Origin of the sequence: Pseudonocardia benzenivorans CB1190 (genome assembly GCF_000196675.2) — a bacterium.
Taxonomy (GTDB): Bacteria; Actinomycetota; Actinomycetes; order Mycobacteriales; family Pseudonocardiaceae; genus Pseudonocardia; species Pseudonocardia benzenivorans.
This window is the reverse complement of the sequence record NC_015312.1, coordinates 21,550-41,314: the sequence shown is the minus strand read 5'-3', so window position 1 is coordinate 41,314 and position 19,765 is coordinate 21,550. Positions and strand designations below refer to the sequence as shown.

The 19,765-nt window shown below is 71.3% G+C and carries 18 protein-coding genes and 1 pseudogene; 8 read left to right on the top strand and 11 right to left on the bottom strand.

What is annotated here, in order from left to right:
* Positions 1-59: 59 nt before the first annotated feature.
* Positions 60-857: a hypothetical protein gene (locus PSED_RS00195; protein ID WP_041759128.1), complete on the top strand. Its 798-nt coding sequence runs from the start codon at positions 60-62 to the stop codon at positions 855-857.
* Here PSED_RS00195 and ltrA read toward each other — a convergent pair.
* The 8 genes from ltrA to PSED_RS00155 form a co-directional block, all read right to left on the bottom strand.
* Entirely contained in the window at positions 854-2,323 is a 1,470-nt protein-coding gene (gene ltrA / locus PSED_RS00190; protein WP_013672260.1) for a group II intron reverse transcriptase/maturase, read from the bottom strand. The genes PSED_RS00195 and ltrA overlap by 4 nt on opposite strands.
* A gap of 538 nt (positions 2,324-2,861) precedes the next feature.
* A complete protein-coding gene (gene mobF, locus PSED_RS00185; protein WP_013672259.1) occupies positions 2,862-7,259 on the bottom strand; it encodes a MobF family relaxase in 4,398 nt (1,465 codons plus the stop codon).
* 232 nt (positions 7,260-7,491) lie between these two features.
* Positions 7,492-8,409 (bottom strand): hypothetical protein, encoded by a 918-nt coding sequence (locus PSED_RS00180; protein ID WP_013672258.1) that lies wholly within the window; start codon positions 8,407-8,409, stop codon positions 7,492-7,494.
* Positions 8,406-8,807: a DUF2742 domain-containing protein gene (locus PSED_RS00175; protein WP_013672257.1), complete on the bottom strand. Its 402-nt coding sequence runs from the start codon at positions 8,805-8,807 to the stop codon at positions 8,406-8,408. Before PSED_RS00175 ends, PSED_RS00180 begins: the two co-directional genes overlap by 4 nt.
* Entirely contained in the window at positions 8,804-9,463 is a 660-nt protein-coding gene (locus PSED_RS00170; protein WP_013672256.1) for a hypothetical protein, read from the bottom strand. The genes PSED_RS00175 and PSED_RS00170 overlap by 4 nt, the downstream gene beginning before the upstream one ends.
* 91 nt (positions 9,464-9,554) lie before the next feature.
* Entirely contained in the window at positions 9,555-11,414 is a 1,860-nt protein-coding gene (locus tag PSED_RS00165) for a type IV secretory system conjugative DNA transfer family protein (protein WP_013672255.1), read from the bottom strand.
* The gene (locus PSED_RS00160; RefSeq protein WP_013672254.1) at positions 11,411-11,773 is read right to left on the bottom strand and encodes a hypothetical protein; all 363 of its coding nucleotides are present in this window, start codon (positions 11,771-11,773) and stop codon (positions 11,411-11,413) included. Before PSED_RS00160 ends, PSED_RS00165 begins: the two co-directional genes overlap by 4 nt.
* Positions 11,770-12,210: a hypothetical protein gene (locus PSED_RS00155; protein ID WP_013672253.1), complete on the bottom strand. Its 441-nt coding sequence runs from the start codon at positions 12,208-12,210 to the stop codon at positions 11,770-11,772. Before PSED_RS00155 ends, PSED_RS00160 begins: the two co-directional genes overlap by 4 nt.
* 112 nt (positions 12,211-12,322) lie before the next feature.
* Here PSED_RS00155 and istA point away from each other — a divergent pair, with 112 nt between their 5' ends.
* Positions 12,323-13,909, top strand: a complete 1,587-nt coding sequence (istA, locus tag PSED_RS00150; protein WP_013672252.1) for an IS21 family transposase — start codon at positions 12,323-12,325, stop codon at positions 13,907-13,909.
* Complete coding sequence (gene istB, locus PSED_RS00145) at positions 13,906-14,697, top strand: IS21-like element helper ATPase IstB (RefSeq protein ID WP_013672251.1); 792 nt, start codon at positions 13,906-13,908, stop codon at positions 14,695-14,697. Before istA ends, istB begins: the two co-directional genes overlap by 4 nt.
* 126 nt (positions 14,698-14,823) lie before the next feature.
* Here the strand turns inward: istB and PSED_RS00140 are convergent, their stop codons facing one another.
* From PSED_RS00140 to PSED_RS00130, 3 genes are read right to left on the bottom strand one after another with little or no spacing between them, the layout of a single operon-like run.
* Positions 14,824-15,525, bottom strand: a complete 702-nt coding sequence (locus tag PSED_RS00140; RefSeq protein ID WP_083845382.1) for a WhiB family transcriptional regulator — start codon at positions 15,523-15,525, stop codon at positions 14,824-14,826.
* A 5-nt stretch (positions 15,526-15,530) separates the two neighbouring features.
* Positions 15,531-15,764 (bottom strand): hypothetical protein, encoded by a 234-nt coding sequence (locus PSED_RS00135; RefSeq protein ID WP_049803265.1) that lies wholly within the window; start codon positions 15,762-15,764, stop codon positions 15,531-15,533.
* On the bottom strand, positions 15,761-16,093 hold the full coding sequence (locus tag PSED_RS00130) for a helix-turn-helix domain-containing protein (RefSeq protein ID WP_013672249.1): 333 nt from the start codon (positions 16,091-16,093) through the stop codon (positions 15,761-15,763). The genes PSED_RS00135 and PSED_RS00130 overlap by 4 nt, the downstream gene beginning before the upstream one ends.
* A gap of 147 nt (positions 16,094-16,240) precedes the next feature.
* On the opposite strand from PSED_RS00130, the gene PSED_RS00125 reads away from it, so the two are divergent.
* The 5 genes and pseudogenes from PSED_RS00125 to PSED_RS00105 all read left to right on the top strand — a co-directional run.
* A complete protein-coding gene (locus PSED_RS00125; protein WP_013672248.1) occupies positions 16,241-16,582 on the top strand; it encodes a winged helix-turn-helix domain-containing protein in 342 nt (113 codons plus the stop codon).
* A 144-nt stretch (positions 16,583-16,726) separates the two neighbouring features.
* A complete protein-coding gene (locus PSED_RS00120) occupies positions 16,727-17,857 on the top strand; it encodes a hypothetical protein (protein WP_202946333.1) in 1,131 nt (376 codons plus the stop codon).
* Between the two features lie 2 nt (positions 17,858-17,859).
* The gene (locus PSED_RS00115) at positions 17,860-18,420 is read left to right on the top strand and encodes a cysteine hydrolase family protein (protein ID WP_013672246.1); all 561 of its coding nucleotides are present in this window, start codon (positions 17,860-17,862) and stop codon (positions 18,418-18,420) included.
* Positions 18,421-18,710: 290 nt separating this feature from the next.
* Complete coding sequence (locus tag PSED_RS00110) at positions 18,711-18,857, top strand: hypothetical protein (RefSeq protein WP_158511276.1); 147 nt, start codon at positions 18,711-18,713, stop codon at positions 18,855-18,857.
* Positions 18,858-18,938: 81 nt separating this feature from the next.
* Positions 18,939-19,621, top strand: a pseudogene (locus PSED_RS00105) (IS982 family transposase); the annotation flags it as partial.
* Between the last annotated feature and the right edge of the window lie 144 nt (positions 19,622-19,765).

The following is a 19,765-nucleotide window of genomic DNA, read 5'->3' as shown; positions in this document are numbered from 1 at the left end:
TGAATTCGGCACCATTGCTGACGGCGGAATTGTCCGTGGCGACCGACGCACTCGGACCCATGTCGACGTTGCGCAGTGTGCCGGAGTGGGTTGTCCCGCCGCTGCGGGCCGTCGAGGATACCGAACAGTTCCTGCTGCGGGTGTTCGGCACGACGCGGGCGCCGCAGGCGTTGGGGTCCTGGGTGAGCCTGTCGTGGCTGGGCGCGGAGGACGGCGAACAGACGCGCGGGCCATTGGGTGAGGGCTTGCCGACCGAGTCGGCGGCCTTGGCGGCGCTGCTGGTCGCGGACGCGATCGCCGAGAGCGCCCCGTATCCGGGCTCGAAGTGGTGGGCCGCCCGGGGTATCGCCCCGGCGGATCGGATCAGCGCGGACGGGTGGGCGGCCCGGGTGGGTGATGGCTACACCCGCCAGCACATGCATGGGGTGACGGTGGCGCTGGCGTGGCTTCTCGGGCAGCTGCCGGATCCGCGGCTGATGGCCCGGTGTTCGACGGCAACGCCGAGCGCATCCTCGCCGCCGAGCGGGAGGAGTGCCAAGCGAGGCTGTGGGCGATCTCCGAACGCGCACGATCGGCCGTCGCGGGCTGAGCCACGTCCAACGACACGGCGGCCGACCTCGATTCAGGTCCGGCCGCCGTGCGTTGAGAGGTCCTCGCCGGCTCGGCTATGCCGGCGCGGAGTCGAGGGCGTCGGCGTAGTCGTCGCCGATCTCAGCCTCGTAGTCGTCGGCATGGGCGTGGTTGAGTCGGCCTGGGGCGCGGTGCCGGGGTTTCTCCCGGCCCGTTTCCCCAGGCCGCTCGCCGAACCCGCCGTGCGCGTCTCCACGCAACGGGCTCTCCACGGCTTCTGTCATTAGGCGTTGCTCGGTAGGACCCAAGGGTTGGGGATCTTGCTGCGGTAGCGGTACCGGGTCACCGGCACCGTCGCCATGTTGAACAGCTCGATCCCGTCAGCCGCTGGTGGTAGCCATCGCCCGGTAGGGCCGATGAGCCAGCGACGGACGTCGGCCCACTGCCAGTGGTGGCGGTTGCGCACCATCGTGACCACCCGTCGCCAGGCGAACTCGGCGATCACGGCGAAGGTGTGCTTGGCCACCGCGTGGCGGAAGTAGGCCGCCCAGCCGCGCATCATCTGGTTGAGCCGAGTCAGCACGTATCCCAGGTCCAGCTGCGAGTTCCTGCGGGTCAGGGCCCGGATCTTCGCCTTCACCGACCGGACGGGCCGGTCGGCGATGAAGGTGTAGACGTGCCACTTGTTCGTTCCTCGCTTGCGGCGCCACTGGATGCGGAACCCCAAGAAGTCGAACCCCTCGCTCATGTGCACGACCGTGGTCTTGGCCGGTGAGAGCCGCAGACCCATCGGTGCGAGCACACGAGCGACCTCCTCACGCACCGCCTCGGTGTCGGTCCTGGTCCCGTGGACCAGGACGACAAAGTCATCGGCGTAGCGCACGATCCGCCACGTCGGCAACTCCTCGGCGCGACGGCGCCCGCGTCGATACTTGGTCGACATCTCCCCACCCGGCCGCCATGGCCGGTGCAGGTGCTCATCGAGCACCGACAAGGCGATGTTGGCCAGCAGCGGAGACAGGATGCCCCCTTGCGGCGTGCCGGTCGGGGTGTCCCGTTCCTCGCCGAGCTCAGTGAGCAGCCCGGCCTTGAGGAACCCCTTGACCAGCGCCAGGACGCGCCTATCGCTCACCCTCGCCCGGACCCGCTCCATCAGGGCGGTGTGGTCGATGGTGTCGAAACACGCCTCGATGTCCGCGTCCAGCACCCACCGGTAGCCGTTGGTGCCGAACAAGTGGATCTCAGCGATCGCGTCATGAGCTCGCCGCTTGGGCCGAAACCCGTAGGAGACCGGACGGAAGTCGGCCTCGAAGATCGGCTCCAGCACCAACTTCAACGCGGCCTGGACAACTCGATCCGCGACCGTGGGAATGCCCAGGGCACGCAGCTTCCCGCTCCCACCTGGCTTGGGAATCTTGCGTTCCCGCACCGGCAGGGGCAGGAACACACCCGTCTTGAGCTGGGTGCGCACGTCGTCCAGGAACACCGCCGACCCGATGTCGTCCTCGACGTCGGCGACCCGAAGGCCGTCCACGCCACGAGTCCGGGCCCCGGTGTTGCCAGCGACCCGATCCAACGCCACCCTCAGCGTCGCCGGGTCGTGCAGGAGGTTGAACAGGTCGTCGAACCGGCGGCCAGGCTCGGACGCCGCCCAATGGTGAAGCTTGGCCTGCATCCCCGATACCCGCGCCCACGACCCTTCCCGGGTCGCCGGCTCTGGAGCGTCGCCATTCGGCGGCGCGTCTTTCGGCATTGCAGCCTCCTCCCTTCTCGAAACCGCTGCCGCCCTTCCCCATGTGCGCGGGCTCTCCCCGGCTCGGAGTACTACGGCGGCTCCGCCCCCACCCGGATCGCTCAGCGGTCGATGCGCTCAGCCCACCCGCCACGTCGGACACGCAGCCTGCGGGCAAGACCCGGGAGGGTTCCCGTGTTCACTGTGATTCGCTCGATGGACTAGGAGCCCGACTCTGTCCCTGCGGCATCGCCACGAGTACGCCGCAGACCTTCCTCGTGGCCTCCCGACCAGCGACGACATGCCAGCCCGGGAGTTCCCCGACACGCTTGCAGCGCGGCGGGTGCGCACCGCTTCCGGCCCAGATCCGCCAGGTTGAGCCGGTGGCACGTTGAGAGACGTAAAACGCCGGTTCCTCGCGTACTCCTTCCCATCACGCTCGCCGAGCCCGCACCATCTGGCAGTGCTGGCACGTCCCGGCTTTGTCAGGGCTGCTCCCGCCCTCCCCGCCATCACCCGGGTCAGGCTGCCCTCAGCTTCACCGACCTGCTGCGACAGGTCAGAGGCAAAGGTCTTCCACCTCCACTCGAATCTCCAGCACCTCACGGCGCACGTCGTCGGTGTGCCAGCGGTTGAGCTCGGCGGCGCGGTGCTCGGCCTCGGCCTGCTCAGCGAGCTCGCGGGCTTCGATCTCACGTAGCGAGCGGGCAGCGCGGTCGAGCGCCGCGGTGACCTCGTCGGCGCTGGGCACCCGCACCACGTCCTCACCGGTGGGGCGGGGTTCGCCGGCCGCTGCTTCGCGAACGTCCTCGACGGCGGTCTCGACCAGCACGGCCTCGCCGTCGCGCCGGTGCTCAGGCGGGGCTGCAGCATCGGAGGTCAGGTCGGTGAGATCGGTGTCGGTGATGTCGCGGTAGGGGTCCTCGGCCGCCTCGGCTGCGCGGGCTACGGCCAGCCATTCCTCGGCGGTGACCTCCGGCTCGGGCTCGGTGTCGGCGTGGCGGTCGGCGAGCACGCGCCGGGCCTCGTCGGCGGCGGCACGGTTCCCAGCGGTGTGGGCGAGCCAGCGAGCGCGGACGTCGTCGAGCCGCTCCAGCTCGGTGGTACGCGCGTCGAGGGTCTCGGCCAGCGCGGTCGCGTCAGTAGCTTCCTGAATGAGCCGGGTCTGCTCGGCCGGGTCGGTGGCGGCGTCGGCTTCGGCGCGGCGCAGGGTGGCGGTGCGGCGGTGGGCGTCGGCTGCTTGGCGGGTGGCGGCGAGTTCGTTGCCGACGAATCGGGGCGCCCAGGGTTCGTCGCGGGCCGCGCCGCGGATCCGCATCCGCAGTTGCCCGTCGGAGAGCTCCGCGGTCTCCCGGGCGACCTCGGGACGCCCGAGCGCCGCCCACGCGGCGCGGTAGGCGGCGTAGCGCTCGATCTGACCGGGCTTGGGCGCGCGGCCGAGCACGTCGCCGCGGCTGTCCTCGGCGGCGGCGTCGAGGCCGCCGAGTTCGCGGTGCGCGGCGACGGCGGCGACCGCGGCCCGCCACCGCTGCCCGCCTTCGATGTCTGCGGGCGGGGGCCCGAACGCCTCGACCGCCCAGGCCGGCTGCTCGTCGGCCGCGGCTGCGCCGAGCGCGGCGGTGCGCTCGTCGATGACGCCGGCGAGCTGGTCGAGGTAGGTCTGCCAGGTCGGGTCATCGAGCCGGGGAACGCGAGCCGCCCACGTGTCGGCGGTCGGGTCCAGCGGCAGGCCGGCGTCGGTGATGCGGGTGTAGATGACGTTGGTCAGGTTCCGCGCCCCGTCCAGCGGCCGGCCCTCGACCGCGACCGTGAGGACGGCGCGCGGGTTGTGGCCGGCGAGCTCGGCCCGGCGCAGGATCCGGGTCAACGACGCGGCACCGTCCTCGGCGGCGATCCGCCGCCGGTCCGCGATCGACAGGACGCCGTCGGCGGTGAGCTGGTCGAGCCAGGAGGCGGTGCGTTCGGTCGCGGCGAGCTGGGCGGCGTCGGCGAGCAGCTCCACCGCCGCGCGCAGGCTGCCGATCTTCGCGGCGGAGTCGGCCGCGGTCGCCAGGGCGGAGCGGGACACGGTGAGGTCGTCGGGGTCGAGCAGCCCGGCCAGCACGGCGACGGGGTGGCGGTGCTCGGTCTGGTCGGGTCGACCGTCGGCCGGGTCCGCCACCGTGGTCGTGGTAGTGACGTGGGCGGTGTTGCTGGCGCGGCCCCGGGACATGCCGACGTAGAGCGCGGCCGGCCCGGTCTGGCCGGTGACGACGGTGTGGCTGGTGTCCACGGTCGCGCCTTGGGCGGCGTGGACCGTGGAGGCGTAGCCGAGGGCGATGTGTCCGGCGACGTAGTCGGCAGGGAGCACGATCGCCTCGCCCAGCTCGTCGCCGCCGGGGCCGCAACCGGTGATCACCGCGACCTCAAGTGAGCCGTCGGGGCGGGTCGCGGTGACCCGGTAGGTCTCGCGGTTGATCGGCCCGCGCCGGTTGCCCTCGACGCCAGCGAGGTGCCAGCCGTTGCGGCGGGCCTGGACCAGGTCCCCGACCCCGGCGTAGACGCCCTGCAACCCCAGCGGCACCCCGTCCTCGGCGACCCGGCCGAGCCGGACCAGCTCGGCGCGCAGCTGCGCGGACAGCTTCGCGGCTTGGTCGTTGGTGTCGACCAGCAGCAGCGACCGGCGCCCGGCCAGGGTATCGGCCAGCCATGCGGTCGCGGCGGACTGCTCGGCGGCCTCCGGCGTGCCGGCGTCGACGAGCCGGCCCTGCTCAAAGTAGTCGCGCAGGACCGTCTCGTCGCCCGCGCGGAGCCGCAGCGACGCCCCGCGCTCCCACGGTGCGGTGAACCGGCGGGCCTCGGCGAGCTCGTAGCGGGCGCCGGCGCCGGCGAGCAGGTCCATGCCACCGCCGGCGCCGACGGCGGCGAGCTGCTTGTGGTCCCCGACGAGCAGCAGCTTCGCCCCGGCGGCGTCCACGTGGCGGTGGATCGCGGCCAGCGCGGCGGTGTCGGTCATCGCGGACTCGTCGACGACCACCAGGTCCCCGCCGCGCAGCGCCCACCCCGCGTTGTCACCGACCGCCCGACCCTCAGCGAGCGGGGCGGCGAGCCGGTCCTGGGTGGCGAGCCAGCGGGCGACGTTGCGGGCGGTCAGCCCCTCCCCGGTGAGCACGTCGGTGGCGACCTGGGAGGTGGCGAGCCCGAACACCCGGCCGGCGGCCGTGCCATCGGGGCGGTCCGCGGTCGTCCACCCGCGGGCGATCGCGCCGACGACGAACGACTTGCCCGTCCCAGCCGGCCCGACCAGCGACTCGATCCGCGCTCCGGAGGTGAGCACGCCCCGCACGGCGGCGGCCTGGTCGACGCCGAGCTCGATGCCTTGCTCGGCCAGCCCGGCGAGGAACCGCGCCGCCGCATGAGCCGGCAGCGCGGCGGCGCCGCCCTCGGCGGCGGCCGCGGTGAGCACCTGCTCGATCCGCACGTGATCCGGGGTCGAGTAGAGCCGCCCACCGGGCTTCGCGTAGGCCGAATCCCCGTTGGCCAGCCGCAACGCCGCCGGCAACACCTCCTCGGCGGGGCGGGCGGTGTCCATCGGCGTCGCGAACGCCAACGCCTGCTCGGTCAGCTCGTCGAGCAGGGTGGCGATCTCGGTTCCGTCGGCGAGGCCGAGGTAGTCCGGCAGCGCCGCGTTGATCGCCGCGGTCAGGTCCGCCCGGGTCCAGGTCGACTTGCGGGACTGCACGTCGGCGAGCGCGGTCTGCATGACCGCGGTCGGCGACCACGCCTGTGCCCCGACCTTGTGGCTGCGGGCGGCCAGCGCCGCATCCGCGACCCCGGCCAGGCCGCCGGCGATGTCGGCGCGGATCCGCGCGTCGACCCGATCCAGCAGCTGCGCGCGGGTCTCCCCGGTATGGGACTTCGCCTCACGGGTGACCAGCGTGGCTGCCTGGTGAATGCGCTCACGCTCGTAGCTGGTCGGGGCCCGCCCATAGCGCGTCTCGAAGTCGGCGACCAGCTCCGCCGCCTTCGCGGTCAGCGCCCGCCGACGCGACGACACCAGCGCCATCGCCTGCGCCGAGACCCCGACGACCTCGCGGGCCTTCCCGTCCGGGCGGGTCGCCAACAGCATCCCCAGCGCGGCGGTGATCCGCTCCTCGGTCGTGCGCTCCGCGACCGCGGCGCCGGCCGCCCGCCACCGGTGCAGGCTGCGCCCGTCCACGGCCAGCCACTTGCCGTCCGGGCCCTCGACCCGGTTGAGGATCGTGTTGTGGATGTGCAGCTGCGGGTCGTGGTCGCGGCTGTCGTGCTGGAAGAACGACGCGACGACCCACTCGTGGGCGTCGGCGTGCCGGCCGGCGACCCCGCCGTGATGGCCAACTCGGGTGTAGCCGGCCCTGTCCTGCAGATAGGTCAGGCCAGCGTTGTTGCCCGCCCAGATCGCCTCCTCCACCGCCGCCCGGAACTCCCCCCACGCCGCCGCAGCCACCTCGTCCCCGCCCGCGCGGGCGGCGACCTCCTTCGCCTCGAACGCGGTGTGCAGCAGCGTCACCGACTTCTGCACGCTGAACGTGGCGTCGTAGAACGCGACATTGCGCCGGGCGTTCTTGCCCGCTTCTGTACGCAGTTCAACCCGGCGTTCAGCACTCGCCTCGGGCTCGCGTTCAAGCGCCGCGGCGTACAACTCGTCCTCCGTCTTGTACACCCGACCGGTCTGCCCCAGCGTGCTCACCTCGTCCCACCGCGACGGGTCGTTGAACCCCTCGGAACGCGGGTCGAGGAAACGCTCGTAGACCGCCCGCATGTCCTGCGCCTCGACCAGACCCCGCAGGCCCAGCCGCTCGGCCCCGGCACCCCACCAGCGCCCCGGCGGCTCCCCCTCGGCGACCGCGCCGGTGTAGTAGTTCTCCCGCCCCGTCGCGACCTGCTTGAGCAAGTAGTCCGGGCTGTAGCCGTTGCTGATCTTCAGCACCACGACCATCCCGCCCCCGTCGGGAGACCCGACCCAACAAGATCAACGCGGGGATGGGCGGTTGCCGGGCGGCCGAAGGCCGGAACGGCCCCTCGGATCGTGATGCAATGGTGTGATGGCTTTGATCTTGTAGTGGTTTGGTCCGTTTCAGTCACTTTGTCGGTCTTGCTGGAGTGCTGCTTGGTCGTGCGGGGCTTGTCGCTGAGGTGTGCTGCTCGAGGGTGCGGGATGACGGTGGCGGTCATGACGGGGCGTCCTTCGCGTCGTCGGTGAGGCCGTCGCGCTCGGCGGTGCCGCGGTCCGGCGCGGCCGTGCGCAGCGCGCGGAGGGCGGGCTCGTCCTCGCGCAGCGCCTTGAGCACCGCGGCGGCGGTGCCCCGGGAGACCCCGGCCTCGGTCTCGAGCTCGGAGACGGTCGGCAGCGCTCCGGTGCGGGCGGTCAGGCGGGCGGCGGCGGCCAGCGCGCGGTCGCGCGCCGGCGACTCTTGGCCGTGGCCTTGGAGGCGTTCAATGCGTCCGATGAACGGGGTGACCACCCCGTCGTCGACGTTGAACGCCGCCTCCCTCGAGGGTTCGCATTCGATGGTCGGCAGCGGCGCAGTCCACGCCTCCGAACGGCCCGTTGAACGCCGGTTTGAACGCTCTGAACCGTTGAACGGGTCGGGTTGGACGCTGACCGTTGAACGTGGGGGCTCGGCTTGAACGGCTGAACGCTGGTCGTCGACGGCGGCGTGCTCGGCAGCGGGGTGGTCGGCGGCGAGCAGGTGCAGCAGGTGCGCGGCCAGCGCGGCCGCGATGGCCGGCCAGGCGCCGATGCCGAACCGCAACGCCCCGGGCACCGCCAACCCGGCCGGGACGGCCGGGCTGGGGTCGCTGGCCAGGAACACCGCCTGCGCCAGCCCGGACAGTCCAGCGGACAGGACCACGACCGCCCAGGCGTAGCCGCGCGCCGAGCCGGACAGGCGGGCGGTGGCGGTGTAGGCGACCACGGCGAGCCCGTCGGTGATCAGCGGGTAGATCCAGGCGATCGAGGTCGGCACCCGGGCGGCGACGGCGACCTCGTAGAGGCCGTGCGCGGTCGCGGCCGCGGCGCCGACGGCGACGACGAGTCCCGGCAGCCACAACACCCACCGGCCACCCCCGCGGCCGCTGCCGGTCATCGGGGCCGCCGTTCCCGGCCATCGTCGGTGCCGCGCTGGACCAGACGCCGGGCGACCGCGGACCAGTCCGCGCCCGCCGAGATGGCGTGCGAGGCCTGCCGGGCGGCAACCAACCGCGCGGTCCGGACGACAGCGATCTCCGCGGCCAGGCGGGCGGCGATCATGACCGGGTCGCGTTCGACCAGGCAGCCGAGCACGAACACCGCCACCGCCGCGAGCTTCACCTCGGTGTCGGCCTCGGCCCACTGCGCAGTGCCCAGCAACGGGACCTCGGTGTAGCCCGGGGTCTGAGTTGCGGCGGCGATCCAGGGGTCGAGGAACTCGGCGACGGCCTCGACGTCGCGCTCGCACAGCCAATTCGGCCGCTCGCCCATGCGGTGGTAAGGGGTGCTGGTCATGTCCAGGCTCCTTCCGAGTCGAGCTGAGCGGGCTCGGGCGGTGTCGCGTCACGACCAATCGCCCACCAGGCAGCGATCTCGCGCAGTTGCTCGGCGCCGGCCAGGGCGGGACGGCCGGTGTGGAGTGGGGGTCGGCCGGGGCGGTCGCGGTGGCGCTCGCGTGAGCAGGAGCCGACGGCTTGGCGGATGCGGCGCACCACGCCGGGGCGTTGGCGGTCGTGCCAGTCCCCGGCGAGGGCGACCGAGGCAGCGGGGCCTTGGTAGGCGGCCGACCAGGCGTGCATCAGCCACACCAGCTCCTCGATGACGTCTGGATGCCAGAGCCAGCAGTCCGGCAACGTCGCGACTCCGTCGGGATACCTGAGGTAGATCGCGGCCATCCAGCCGGAAAGCTCGTCGAGCAGCGTCGCGGTGTCCTCGGCGCTCTCGGGCGCGAGCAGCCAGCTGGGCGCGGGGCCGGCGTTGCGGCGGTTGGCGATCGACGCAACGGTCTCGGAGAGCCGGGCCAGGACCTCGGCCAGCTCCTCCACGCGTTGCGGGAGCGGGGTGAGGGGGTCGATGTCACGGCGGAGGCCGTCGACAAGGCGGGCCAACCCGGCGAGCGGGCCCACCCAGCCATCCTCGTTTGCACTCGGCGGCGTGTTGTTGCTGGTCATGCGAATGCTCCTGGGTAGTTTGGGGCACGCCGGGCCAGACCCACCTGACGTAGGCGGGTCTGGCCGGCAGCCCGGGAAGTGGGAGACGAGGTCAGCCGGTCGGCCGGTGGTCCCCGTCGTCGGTTTCGAGCGGGAGGGCGTCGACGACGACCAGCCGGGGACGCTCCGACGCCGGCTCGTGGGGACTGGCGGTGAGGACGCCGCGGACCTGGGTGCGGCGACGTCCCAGCCGACCGATCCGGCCCGGCAACGTCTGCCACCAGGCCGCGCACCGCGCGAGGCGCTCGGCGAGCTCCGGGTGCTCGTCGGCGAATGCGGCCCGCCGGACTTCGGGGCGCTGCCAGATCATCTGCGCCCGACCGATCACCGGCGGAATCCCCCGCCGGATCACCAGCACCCGCCCCGCGGGCAGGTTCGCGATCTGCGCCGGCGAGAGCACCGCCGTCTTGCGTCTTCGGTGGGCCGTGGTGTGCCGCCCCGGGTCCACGGTGTCGGCGGGCTCGTCGCGTTCACCGGTGAGGGTGGACCAGAACTGCAGGTCGTCGCGGTCGCGGGTACCGCCGAAGACCATGACGGCGCCGGCGTTGTTGAGGATCGTGGCTGCGTCGTGGGTGCCGTAGCGGGCGAGGAGTTGGGCGCGAGACTGGAACGCGCACAGGATGTTGACCCCGCGCCCACCCATGTCCGCCGTCCAGCTCTCGAGCGGGACCGGGCAGATCAGCGCCGCCTCGTCGAGCGCGAGTCGCAGCGGCGGATCGAGGCGTCCGCCGGGTCGGGTGGCGGCGGTGCGGCGGGCCTGGCGGGCGATGTGCCCGGTCAACGCGCACACCAGCGGGGCGACCTGCGCCTCCTCCCCACCGAGCAGGTAGATGGTGCCGTTAGTGGCCAGGAGCTCGTCGACGTTCAGCGGTCGGGCCCACGGCTGCTCCTCGCCGAGCCCGGCTGCGGCGCTCGCGGCGGGGCTGGTGAGCCAGCCGAGCGCGGGCATGATCGTCGAGGTGATCGAGGACCGGGTCCGGTCGTTCGTGCCCAGGAACTGGCCCAGGTCGAGCTCGAACGCCGGCTCCGGGCTGCGCCGCAGCAGCACCGTCACCTCCCGCGAGGCCGCGCCGGGGTCGGCGAGCCAGCCGAGGACGTCGCGCATCGACTTGTCGCCGAGGGCCGCGGCGTGGAGCAGGGCGGCAAGTACCCGCCGCCCTTGGGCATCCCAGAACTCCCGATCCCCCGAGGTGCTGGCGCGAGTGGTGGCGGCGAGCATGTCCGTCGCTCGTTCCCCCGCCGTCACCGGATCCGCACACCCGGAGATCGGGTCGAAGGTGACCGTCGAGGGCAGCCCGGCGAGGCCGACAGCGTTGAACACCCACACCGGGCCGCGTCCCGCCCGCGCACTGGCGGTGCGCTCGTAGAGATCGCCGCGGGTGGAGGCGACGAGCGCGGCGCCGGGGGCGTCGAGGATCTGCCCGGCCAGCCAGCCGGACTTGCCGGTGCGGGGGCCGCCGAAGATCAGGGTGACGTCCTCGACCGAGGACCACACCCACAGCAACCCGCTGCGGCACAACCGCACGGCGACCTCGGGCACGGGCAGGCGCCAGCGGTCTCGGCGGTCCATCCCGGCCAGCGAGGGCCGGACTCCACCGGCTCGGCGACGCATCGCCGCCGAGCCGGCGAAGCGCACGACGTCCAGGCTCGAGGCGACCCCGGACTTGCGCCGGGACCGGGAGCCCCACCGGTTCACCGTCGCCGACGACCGCGTCCACCGATGCCACGCCCACACACCGCCAGCGGCGCCGACGATCAGCAGCAGCGGCAGCCCGACCACCATCACCGGCGCCGTGAGCGGCAGCAGGGCGAACAGACCGAGACCAGCGCTGAGTACCTTCGCTCCCCGCTTGGCCGCCCAGACTGAGGCGGCCACCGCGGCGATGGGAAGAAGAACGGTCCACAGGTTCATCGGGTCACCCCGACTGCTGCGGCGATGACGTCGGCGATCGCGCGAGCGTTCGCCGGGCCCATGCGGGAGAACCGGAAACGGTCCTCTCCCAGCGCGATCGCCAGGTCCAGCACGGCAATCTCGCTCGTCGACGCCTTCATGAAGGCGCCGGCGTCGAAGGCTTCGCGGACGTCGGTCCAGTCGATCCAGCAGGTCCCGTCGCGGTCGCGCTCGATGCACGCGTCACGGAACTCCTGCCGGGCCGGCCACGTGCCGTGGGCGATCAGCAGCCCTACCGCAGCCGCGACCTGCGGACTATGCCCACGTGCCCACCGACGTAGCCCGACGATCGCCGAGGTCGCCGACGCCGGCGCGCTCATCGGGACACCTCGACGACCTCGCCGGTCGCGACCTGCTGGTCGGTCGGCTCGTCGTGGACGCCGATGTGGCCGATCCGCGACCAAAAGGTGTTCGCCACCCGATCCGCGGAACGAACGCATGCGGCGAGCTCGTGCAGGTCCAGCGCGGCGGCGTCGAGCCGCTCCCGGGGGTCGACCACGCCGCTGTCGTCGTAGACGGGGCGGGTGTCGCCGTAGCGGGCGACCTGCCAGGCCAGGACCTCCGCCAATCCGGCCACCGCGGCGAGGGTGTCGACCAGGTCCGCGGTCATCGCGTAGAAGTCCGCGTGATCCGGGTCGGCGGTCCGCTGGGCGTGCACCGCAGCGCGCCAGGCCTTTGCGCCGGCGGCGACCTCGCGGACCGCCTCGGGGCGGTCGTCGGAGTCGTAGTGGGTGTCGTTTGACAGCGGCCAGTCCAAACTCCCCGTAGGCGGCCATTTACCGCCCCACTGATGGCCAGCGATCTCCCCGCTGGCGGCCAGATATCTCCCCGGTGATCAAGCATCCGATGCCGGTGGTGAGGGTCTGCCGGTGAAGCGAGACGAGGAGATCATGGAGATCCTGGAGGCGTTCGACCTCACGGGCAGTTACCGCGCCGCCGCGGAGTTGGCCGGTTGTGATCACCACACCGTCGCCCGCTATGTGGCGCTGCGGGAGGCCGGTCAACCCCCGGTCGCTCGCGAGCACCGGGCACGACCGATCGATGAGTACCTGGACAAGATCGAAGAACTGGTGGTGCGCTCCGACGGGCGGGTGCGCGCCGACGTGGTGCACGAGCGGCTGCTCGCGATGGGCTTCACCGGCGGGGAGCGCACCACCCGCCGCACCGTCGCGCAGGTGAAGGCCCGGCTGCGGGCCGGGCAGCGGCGGGTGTTTCGGCCGTGGGTGGTCGAGCCGGGGCTGTGGCTGCAGTGGGACTGGGGCGAGGGCCCCCGCGTTGCCGGGCGCCGCACGAATCTGTGGTGCGCGTGGCTGGCCTGGTCGCGGTTCCGGGTCGTGCTCGCGGTCTTCGACCGCACCCTGCCCACGATCGTGGCCTGCATCGACACCACGCTGCGCCGGCTGGGCGGGGTGCCGACCTACGCGCTGACCGACAACGAACGCACCGTGTCGGTCGATCATGTCGCGGGGATCGCGGTGCGCCACCCGGAGATCGTCGCGGTCGGGCGGCACTACGGGATGACGATCCGCACCTGCGTGCCGGCGGACCCGCAGTCCAAGGGCGGGTCCGAAGCGACGGTGCGGATCTCCAAGGCCGACCTCGTCCCGACCGCGGCGAACCTGCTCGAGGAGTACCGCACCTTCGCTCAGCTTGAGACGGCGTGTCGAAGCTTCTGCGAGCAGGTCAACGCGCGGCCGCATCGGGAGACCCGCCGCCCGCCGGTCGAGGCGTTGGCCGAGGAACGCACCCGGCTGCATCCGTTGCCCGATCGGCCGTTCACCGTCGCGTTCGGCACGACCCGGCGGGTGAACTGGGACGCCACCGTCTCGGTCGACGGGGTGCGCTACTCGGTGCCGCATCAGCTGGTCGACACTCGAGTCTGGGTCCGGTTCCACGGCGACGACCTGGTCATCACCGCCGTCGATGCCCCGTTGGAGGGGCACGGACCCGGCAGCGGCCCCACAGAGGTCGCCCGCCATGCCCGCTCGACGCCGGGCACGCCCTCGATCCGCGACGAGCATTACCCGCCACCCACCACGGCCGCGAACGCCGCCGGAGAACGCACCCCACGCGCGGGCAGTGCCGCGGAGGCCGAGTTCCTGGCGCTCGGCCCGGGCGCAGCGTCCTGGCTGGTCGAGGCGGCCGGGGCGGGTGCGCGCGGGGTGCGCCGGAAGATGGCCGAAGCGGTCGCGCTGGCGAAGCTGCACCCACCCGGCGAGGTCGACCGCGCGCTGGGCACGGCCGCGGTCGCGGGCCGGTTCGCCGAGAACGACGTCCTGCGCATCCTCGCCCACCAAGCCGGCCGCAACGTCAACAAGCCCACCATCCGCGCCAGCGAGGACCACAGCTTGCAACCCGGCACTTCCGCCTGGTCCGGCTTCGGCATCACCCCACCACCCGAAACCGACCCGTCAGGGCTCGACCCGGCAGGGCTCGACCCGGCAGGGCCGTCATGAACGCGGCCACCGGATCAGTGCCGGCATCGGGCGGGGACCCGCTCGCCGAGGCCGTCGCGCTGACGCGGCGGTTGAAGCTGCCCCACATCCGCCGCCACCTCGTCGAACTCGTGCCCACCGCGCGAGCACAACGCTGGGACCATGCCGAGCTCGTCCGGGTGCTGCTGGCCGAGGAAGCCGCCGGCCGCGACGCGACGAACCTGCGCACCCGCCGCCAACGAGCTGGGTTCCCCGCCGGCAAGACGTTGCACGACTGGGACGCGGGCGCGTCCTGCATCCCGCGCCCCACCCAAGACGCCCTCACCTCGCTGGAGTGGGTCAGCCGGCGGGAGAACCTCTGCGTCTGCGGGCCGTCCGGGACCGGGAAGTCCCACTTCTGCGAAGCCCTCGGTCAGGCCGCGGTCGAGACGGGGATGACCGTGGCCTGGTTCACCATCGAAGACCTCGGCGCCCTCGTGCGTCGTCACCGCGCCGACGACTCGATCACCCGCGCACTCGCGAGACTGATCCGCACGGACCTGATCATCGTCGACGACATCGGGCTCCTGCCGGTCAGCCCGGACGCCGCGGAAGGGTTCTACCGGCTCGTCGATGCCGCCTACGAACGCCGCTCCCTGGCCATCTCCAGCAACCTGCACCCGTCAGGATTCGACGAGATCATGCCCAAGACCCTGGCCACCGCCACGGTCGACCGGCTCCTGCACCACGCCCACATCGTCGTCACCGACGGTGACAGCTACCGGCTCGCACAAGCCACCGCCGGCAAGGGGGTGAGCCCGTTGAGCTGACCACGCACGACCGAGGCGGGGAAATATCTGGCCGCCGTCGGGGAGAAGTATCTGGCCACCAGTGGGGAGAACTACTGGCCGCCAGCGGGGAGATCAAGCTGGCCGTTGACAGTCGTTGGGGTGCATCTAGGATCGGTTTCCTTCCGGTGCTGTGTTGCCTGCCAGGGCCTCGTGTGCTGTGGAGATTCGGAGGGGAGTCCCGGTTGCAGCCGGACTCCCCTCCCCCGCCTGCTGCTCGGGCGGTGGGGCGGTGGTTGCGATGCGGCGCCCGCCGTTCGCGGCATCGTGTGACGCGCCGAGCCGACGGACCCCGGCAGGGACCTCAGCCGCCACCCGATCGGAGCCAGCGGGCGCGGACGAAGAGGCTGCCCACCTATCGACCGTGCGACGAGACACCCCGAAGGTCTCAGCCACGTGATCGCGGGACGCTCCATCGGCGAGAGCCCTGCGCCCCGCCGCGATCAATTCACCCCGAGACGGTCCTCTCTTCGCGTACACGACCGGCACTACGACAACCGGCTCCGACGACTCCCGGGTCTGCCGCGAACCGACGCTTCGCAGCGCGCTCCGTTCCTGCTCCGTCAGGCCGCCGGCCACTCCGTACGGGAGTGCCTTCAGAGCCCACACCAGGCACGCCGCGCGGGCCGGACAACCCGCGCACACCTGCTTCGCCTGCTCCTCCGCCGCAGCCCGCTGCGGTCCGCGCTCAGCCGGTGGGAAGAACACCTCAGGGTCGACACCACGACACGCCGCGCTATCTCGCCAGTTCCGGACACCGCTCGGACTCACTGGGCTCGCCAGCGTCCCTGCTGCCTCGGCCACCTGCATGCCGTTCACTGGTCGACCCCTGCGTGCTGGCTGTCGCCGCCCAGTGCCGGCGTTGAGGCGCTGTCGATCGCGTTCACAAACGATCCGATCGCCTCCGGCAAGCCCTGCCCGACCGGTGTGGCAATGAACAGGACCAGGGCCATCAGGGAGAAGGCGACGGCGCCACCGGCGACCCGCACCTTCGCGCAGATGAACGCCCCCAGGAGCGACATGAAGATCAGGACTCCGACGGCACTCACGCCACACCGCCGCGAACGTCCGCAGGAGTGTCGGCCGAAGTCGAACATCCGTGGACGGCCTCGTCGAGGACCTTCTCGACAGCCTTCGCCGGGACGACATAGCGTCCGTGCCTGCCACCGAGTCGCATCCGTACAGCCGGGAACTCCCCGGCCTGGATCAGCCGGTAGAGGTACTCCTGCGAGATGCTCAGGAGCGCTGCGGCTTCCGGGACGGTGTAGGACGGCACGCCCTCCGCACGCTTCCGGATTGCCCGGTCGAGCGCCGACGTCCGCACCTGGGCACGAACCGGCGCCGTCACCTTCTCCACTTGCTCGTTCTCGCTGCTCACGATGTCTCTCCTGATCGTCGTTGCCTACAGTGTCTCACAGTGCACTCTGCCTCATAGTGCGTCAAGTGTTCCCCCTCGAATGGCCGCGCGGCATGCTGTGACCGACGAGGCTCCACTGCCTGCGTCGAGCGAGAGGATGTGCGGCCCGTGCCCGACTGGACCCGGGGGGAGCCGGCGTACCTACAGGTCGCCGAGTCGCTTCGCCAGAAGATCCGCAACGGCCAGCTCGAGCCGGGCGATCAACTGCCGTCCTACGCCGCGCTGATGCGCGACTTCGATGTCTCGATCACCGTCGCCCGCTCCGCCGTCGGCGAACTGCGTGCCGAGGGCCTCGTGAGCACCCATCAGGGCAAGGGCGCGTTCGTCCTCGAGGGCGCCGCCGAGGCGGCGGTCCCGAGAGACGCCACGATCGCCGCCCTGCGGCGTGACCTCGACGCCCTGGCCGCGCGTGTCGCGCAACTGGAGGCCGAGCAAGCCAATCCGCGGTAGGCGCTTTCGTCGACTTTCTCTGTTCATGCCACAAATGTCGTCCCCACAAGGCAACATCAACAGACGACAGCGAGGACACCGATGGACACGTCCGTTGTCACATGGACAGAGGGGACATCGGGCATGGACACAGGGACATCCCGCGTGCCCAACCGCGTCCTGTTCGAGCTGCGGACTTCGCGGACCTGGGGCAGGCCGCGGCTCGCCCGCGAGCTGCACAACTTCTGCCGCTCCCGCGGCTGGAGCTCCCCGGGCGAGTCGAACATCGAGAAGCAGATCTATCGTCTGGAGACCGGACGGGTCCGGCGGCCGGACGACTTCTACGCATCGCTCCTCGCCGAGTTCTTCCAGCGCTCACCGATCGAGCTGTTCGGTCCCTCGGAGCCGACCTCGGGAGCTGGGAGCACCTTCCGGATTCGAAGCCACAAGTTCGTCCCGCTCTACGTCGGAGCCGAGGCAGTGGCCCAACTTCAGCGGCGCCATGCCGTCGACGAGGCGGACGATGACTGGCTGACCTGCGAGCGAGTCCACGACCTCGACCTCGCGGGCGCCCGCGCGCTGTGCTGGCAGTTCGGGGTCATCATGTTCCACGTCGTCGAGGACCTGGAGCCGGAGTCGATCGCCTCGGTCGCTGTCTGGCGCCGAATCACGTACGAGGAGAACATGCAGCGCGCTGCGCAGGTCCTCCGTGACAGCGGGCTCGAGGTCCTCGGCGACCCCTACGTGCTCAGCGCCTACTGGGTCGACGACGTCCCGCTCGACGGCCAGCAGCACAGCAGCGCGCTCCGGCTTCTGTGCGTCCCGCGGGTCCTCGTCAGCCGGCACGAGCAGGGGACGCCCGAGGAGAAGCTCGCCCGCGCCTCGGTCGTCGAGCAGGCGTTCCTGCGCGATGGGTTCGACCACCCTGACATCTGCGAGTTCGGCGTCCGCGCGATCGCGACCGGCTATGCCTCCTGGTCTGGCGTCGTCTACTCGCCGCTCGCACCCGAGCAGTGCCTCGCGGAGCGGGAGCTCATCGCCTGCGAGCTGTCCGTGCAGGCCGCTTGGGCGTACACCGACTACATCCGCCGGGTCGTCGAGGCCGGCGAGGACCCGGACGTCCCACCGGAGTACGGCTGGCGCTACCTCCGCGGCATCCGATCGCGGTTGACTACGGAGAGGCCGCAGGAGACCTCGCAGCACCGCGCGATGCGTGAGGCCATCGTCCAGACCAGTGGCCTGCTCCGACGACTCGACCAGGCCATTGACACCCTCCGAGACTGCGACAGGCGGTAAGCGTGGCAGAGATCAACCCGGTCCTGGTCGTCGTCGACGTCCAGAACGGCTTCGTCACCGAGCACTCCCGGCACGTCGTGCCGGTGATCGAGCAACTCGTGCGGGAGTGGCTGGAGAAGGGCCACGACGTCGTCTTCACGCGGTACCTGAACTACCACGGCAGCCCCTTCGAAAAGATCATGGGCTGGTCGAAGCTCAAGGAGTCACCCGAGATCGACATCGTCGACGAGCTCCAGGAGCTGAGCAAGCAGGCGCTGGCCGTTGTCGATAAGAAGGTCTACACGCTATTCACGGAGGAAGGCGCCGAGCTCGCACGAGAACACGGCTGGACCGACATGTTCGTCTGTGGGATCGATACCGAGGTTTGCGTTCTCAAGACGGTGGTCGACGCATTCGAACGAGGGGTACGCGCGTGGCTACTTACAGACGCATCAGCGAGCCATTCGGGAGAGCCGCCCCACAGCGCGGGAGTCCTGGTGGCACAAAAAATGATCGGCCGCCAGCAGACTATCTCCGTGGCCGAGTTGGAGAGTCATAGCCGAGCACGAAAACCTGAGGTCTAATGCGAGGCGCCGCCTCACCGAGGCACATCCGAGGCCCGAGCTTCGCGGCGACCACCGACATCAAGGGCGCCAACCGTAAGACAACTGATCGGGCCGACGACCGAGACTTAGCTGGTCGTGAGATCTCTGCCGTACGAACCTACGCAAGATCACCCGGACGCACCGATGTGTCGCGCAGCGATATGCCGCTGATCGGTCGCATTTCGATCCACAGCATGTCGCGAATTCTTCGTCATGTCAAAATTGTAAACTCGAATTCTGTCACGAGCGGATCAGCGACGCCCCGGGGCTTGCTCGACGACATCGCCGAGGACATCGAGGCCCGACACGCGTACTCGGCCAAGATCCTGCGGCTGATCGGCACCAACATCGCCGGGCAGCTCGTAGAGCGCCGGCGTGCTGCCACTGATGCGGGCGCCGCGGCCCCCGACCGATGAGACGGGCTGCGCGTCCTAGACGAGTAAGTCCTAACGGCGTGGCGGCCGTGGACGGGGCAGGAGGGTGTTCAAGATCCGGTTGTGTCGACCGACCTGAACACCCTCCTGACCGCACTCTATGTGAAGATCGATGACCTGCTGGGCAGGTGCACCCGGACCGGGCGCCCACCGAAGCTGTCCGACGCCGAGCTGCTCACCCTGGCCGTGGCCCAGGTCCTGCTCGGAGTCCGCTCCGAGGCCCGCTGGCTGCGGTTTGTGCCCCGCGCGCTGCCCGCCGCGTTCCCGTACCTGCCCGGCCAGTCCGGCTACAACAAGCGCCTACGCAACGCTCTGCCGCTGATCAAACGCCTGATCCGGGTGCTGGCTACCGACACCGACCTGTGGGCCGACCCAGTCTGGATCGTCGACTCCACCCCGGTCGAGTGCGCCCGCTCCCGCCCGACGGCCAAACGCTCGAACCTGGCCGGGTGGGCCGGCTACAGCTACTGCCCCTCGCACTCGCGGTTTTCTGGGGACTGCGCCTGCACCTGATCTGCACCCCGGCCGGGCTCCCCGTGGCCTGGGCGCTGGCCGACCCGAAACTCGACGAACGCCATGTGCTGATGGCCGTGCTCGACCACGACCCGGCCCTGACCACCGGCCGGACCGGCCTGACGATCATCGCCGACAAGGGCTACGTCTCCCGCGAACTCGACGCCTACCTGGCCGAGCGGGGCGTGATGCTGCTGCGACCGTCGTATCGCAACCGCGCACCACGCCCCGGTGTGGGCGCTCACGCAATTCCGCGGGGTTGTGCTCAGGTAATTCCGCAGGTGGTGGGTCCTGGTGATGTTCTACCCGGTGGCCTCCTTCGCCGGTAGAGCTGCGCCCGCGGGAGTGTCAGAGGAACGGTGTAACTGGCCGGGGTG

Coding starts and splice junctions, on each gene's coding strand:
- PSED_RS00180 (WP_013672258.1), bottom strand. CDS start 8,409: ATGACCGGCAGCGGCCGCGGGGGTGGCCGGTGGGTGTTGTGGCTGCCG.
- ltrA (WP_013672260.1), bottom strand. CDS start 2,323: ATGCCGAAAGACGCGCCGCCGAATGGCGACGCTCCAGAGCCGGCGACC.
- PSED_RS00170 (WP_013672256.1), bottom strand. CDS start 9,463: ATGACCAGCAACAACACGCCGCCGAGTGCAAACGAGGATGGCTGGGTG.
- PSED_RS00140 (WP_083845382.1), bottom strand. CDS start 15,525: ATGCAGGTGGCCGAGGCAGCAGGGACGCTGGCGAGCCCAGTGAGTCCG.
- PSED_RS00165 (WP_013672255.1), bottom strand. CDS start 11,414: ATGAACCTGTGGACCGTTCTTCTTCCCATCGCCGCGGTGGCCGCCTCA.
- istB (WP_013672251.1), top strand. CDS start 13,906: ATGAACGCGGCCACCGGATCAGTGCCGGCATCGGGCGGGGACCCGCTC.
- mobF (WP_013672259.1), bottom strand. CDS start 7,259: ATGGTCGTGGTGCTGAAGATCAGCAACGGCTACAGCCCGGACTACTTG.
- PSED_RS00175 (WP_013672257.1), bottom strand. CDS start 8,807: ATGACCAGCACCCCTTACCACCGCATGGGCGAGCGGCCGAATTGGCTG.
- PSED_RS00160 (WP_013672254.1), bottom strand. CDS start 11,773: ATGAGCGCGCCGGCGTCGGCGACCTCGGCGATCGTCGGGCTACGTCGG.
- PSED_RS00195 (WP_041759128.1), top strand. CDS start 60: ATGTCGACGTTGCGCAGTGTGCCGGAGTGGGTTGTCCCGCCGCTGCGG.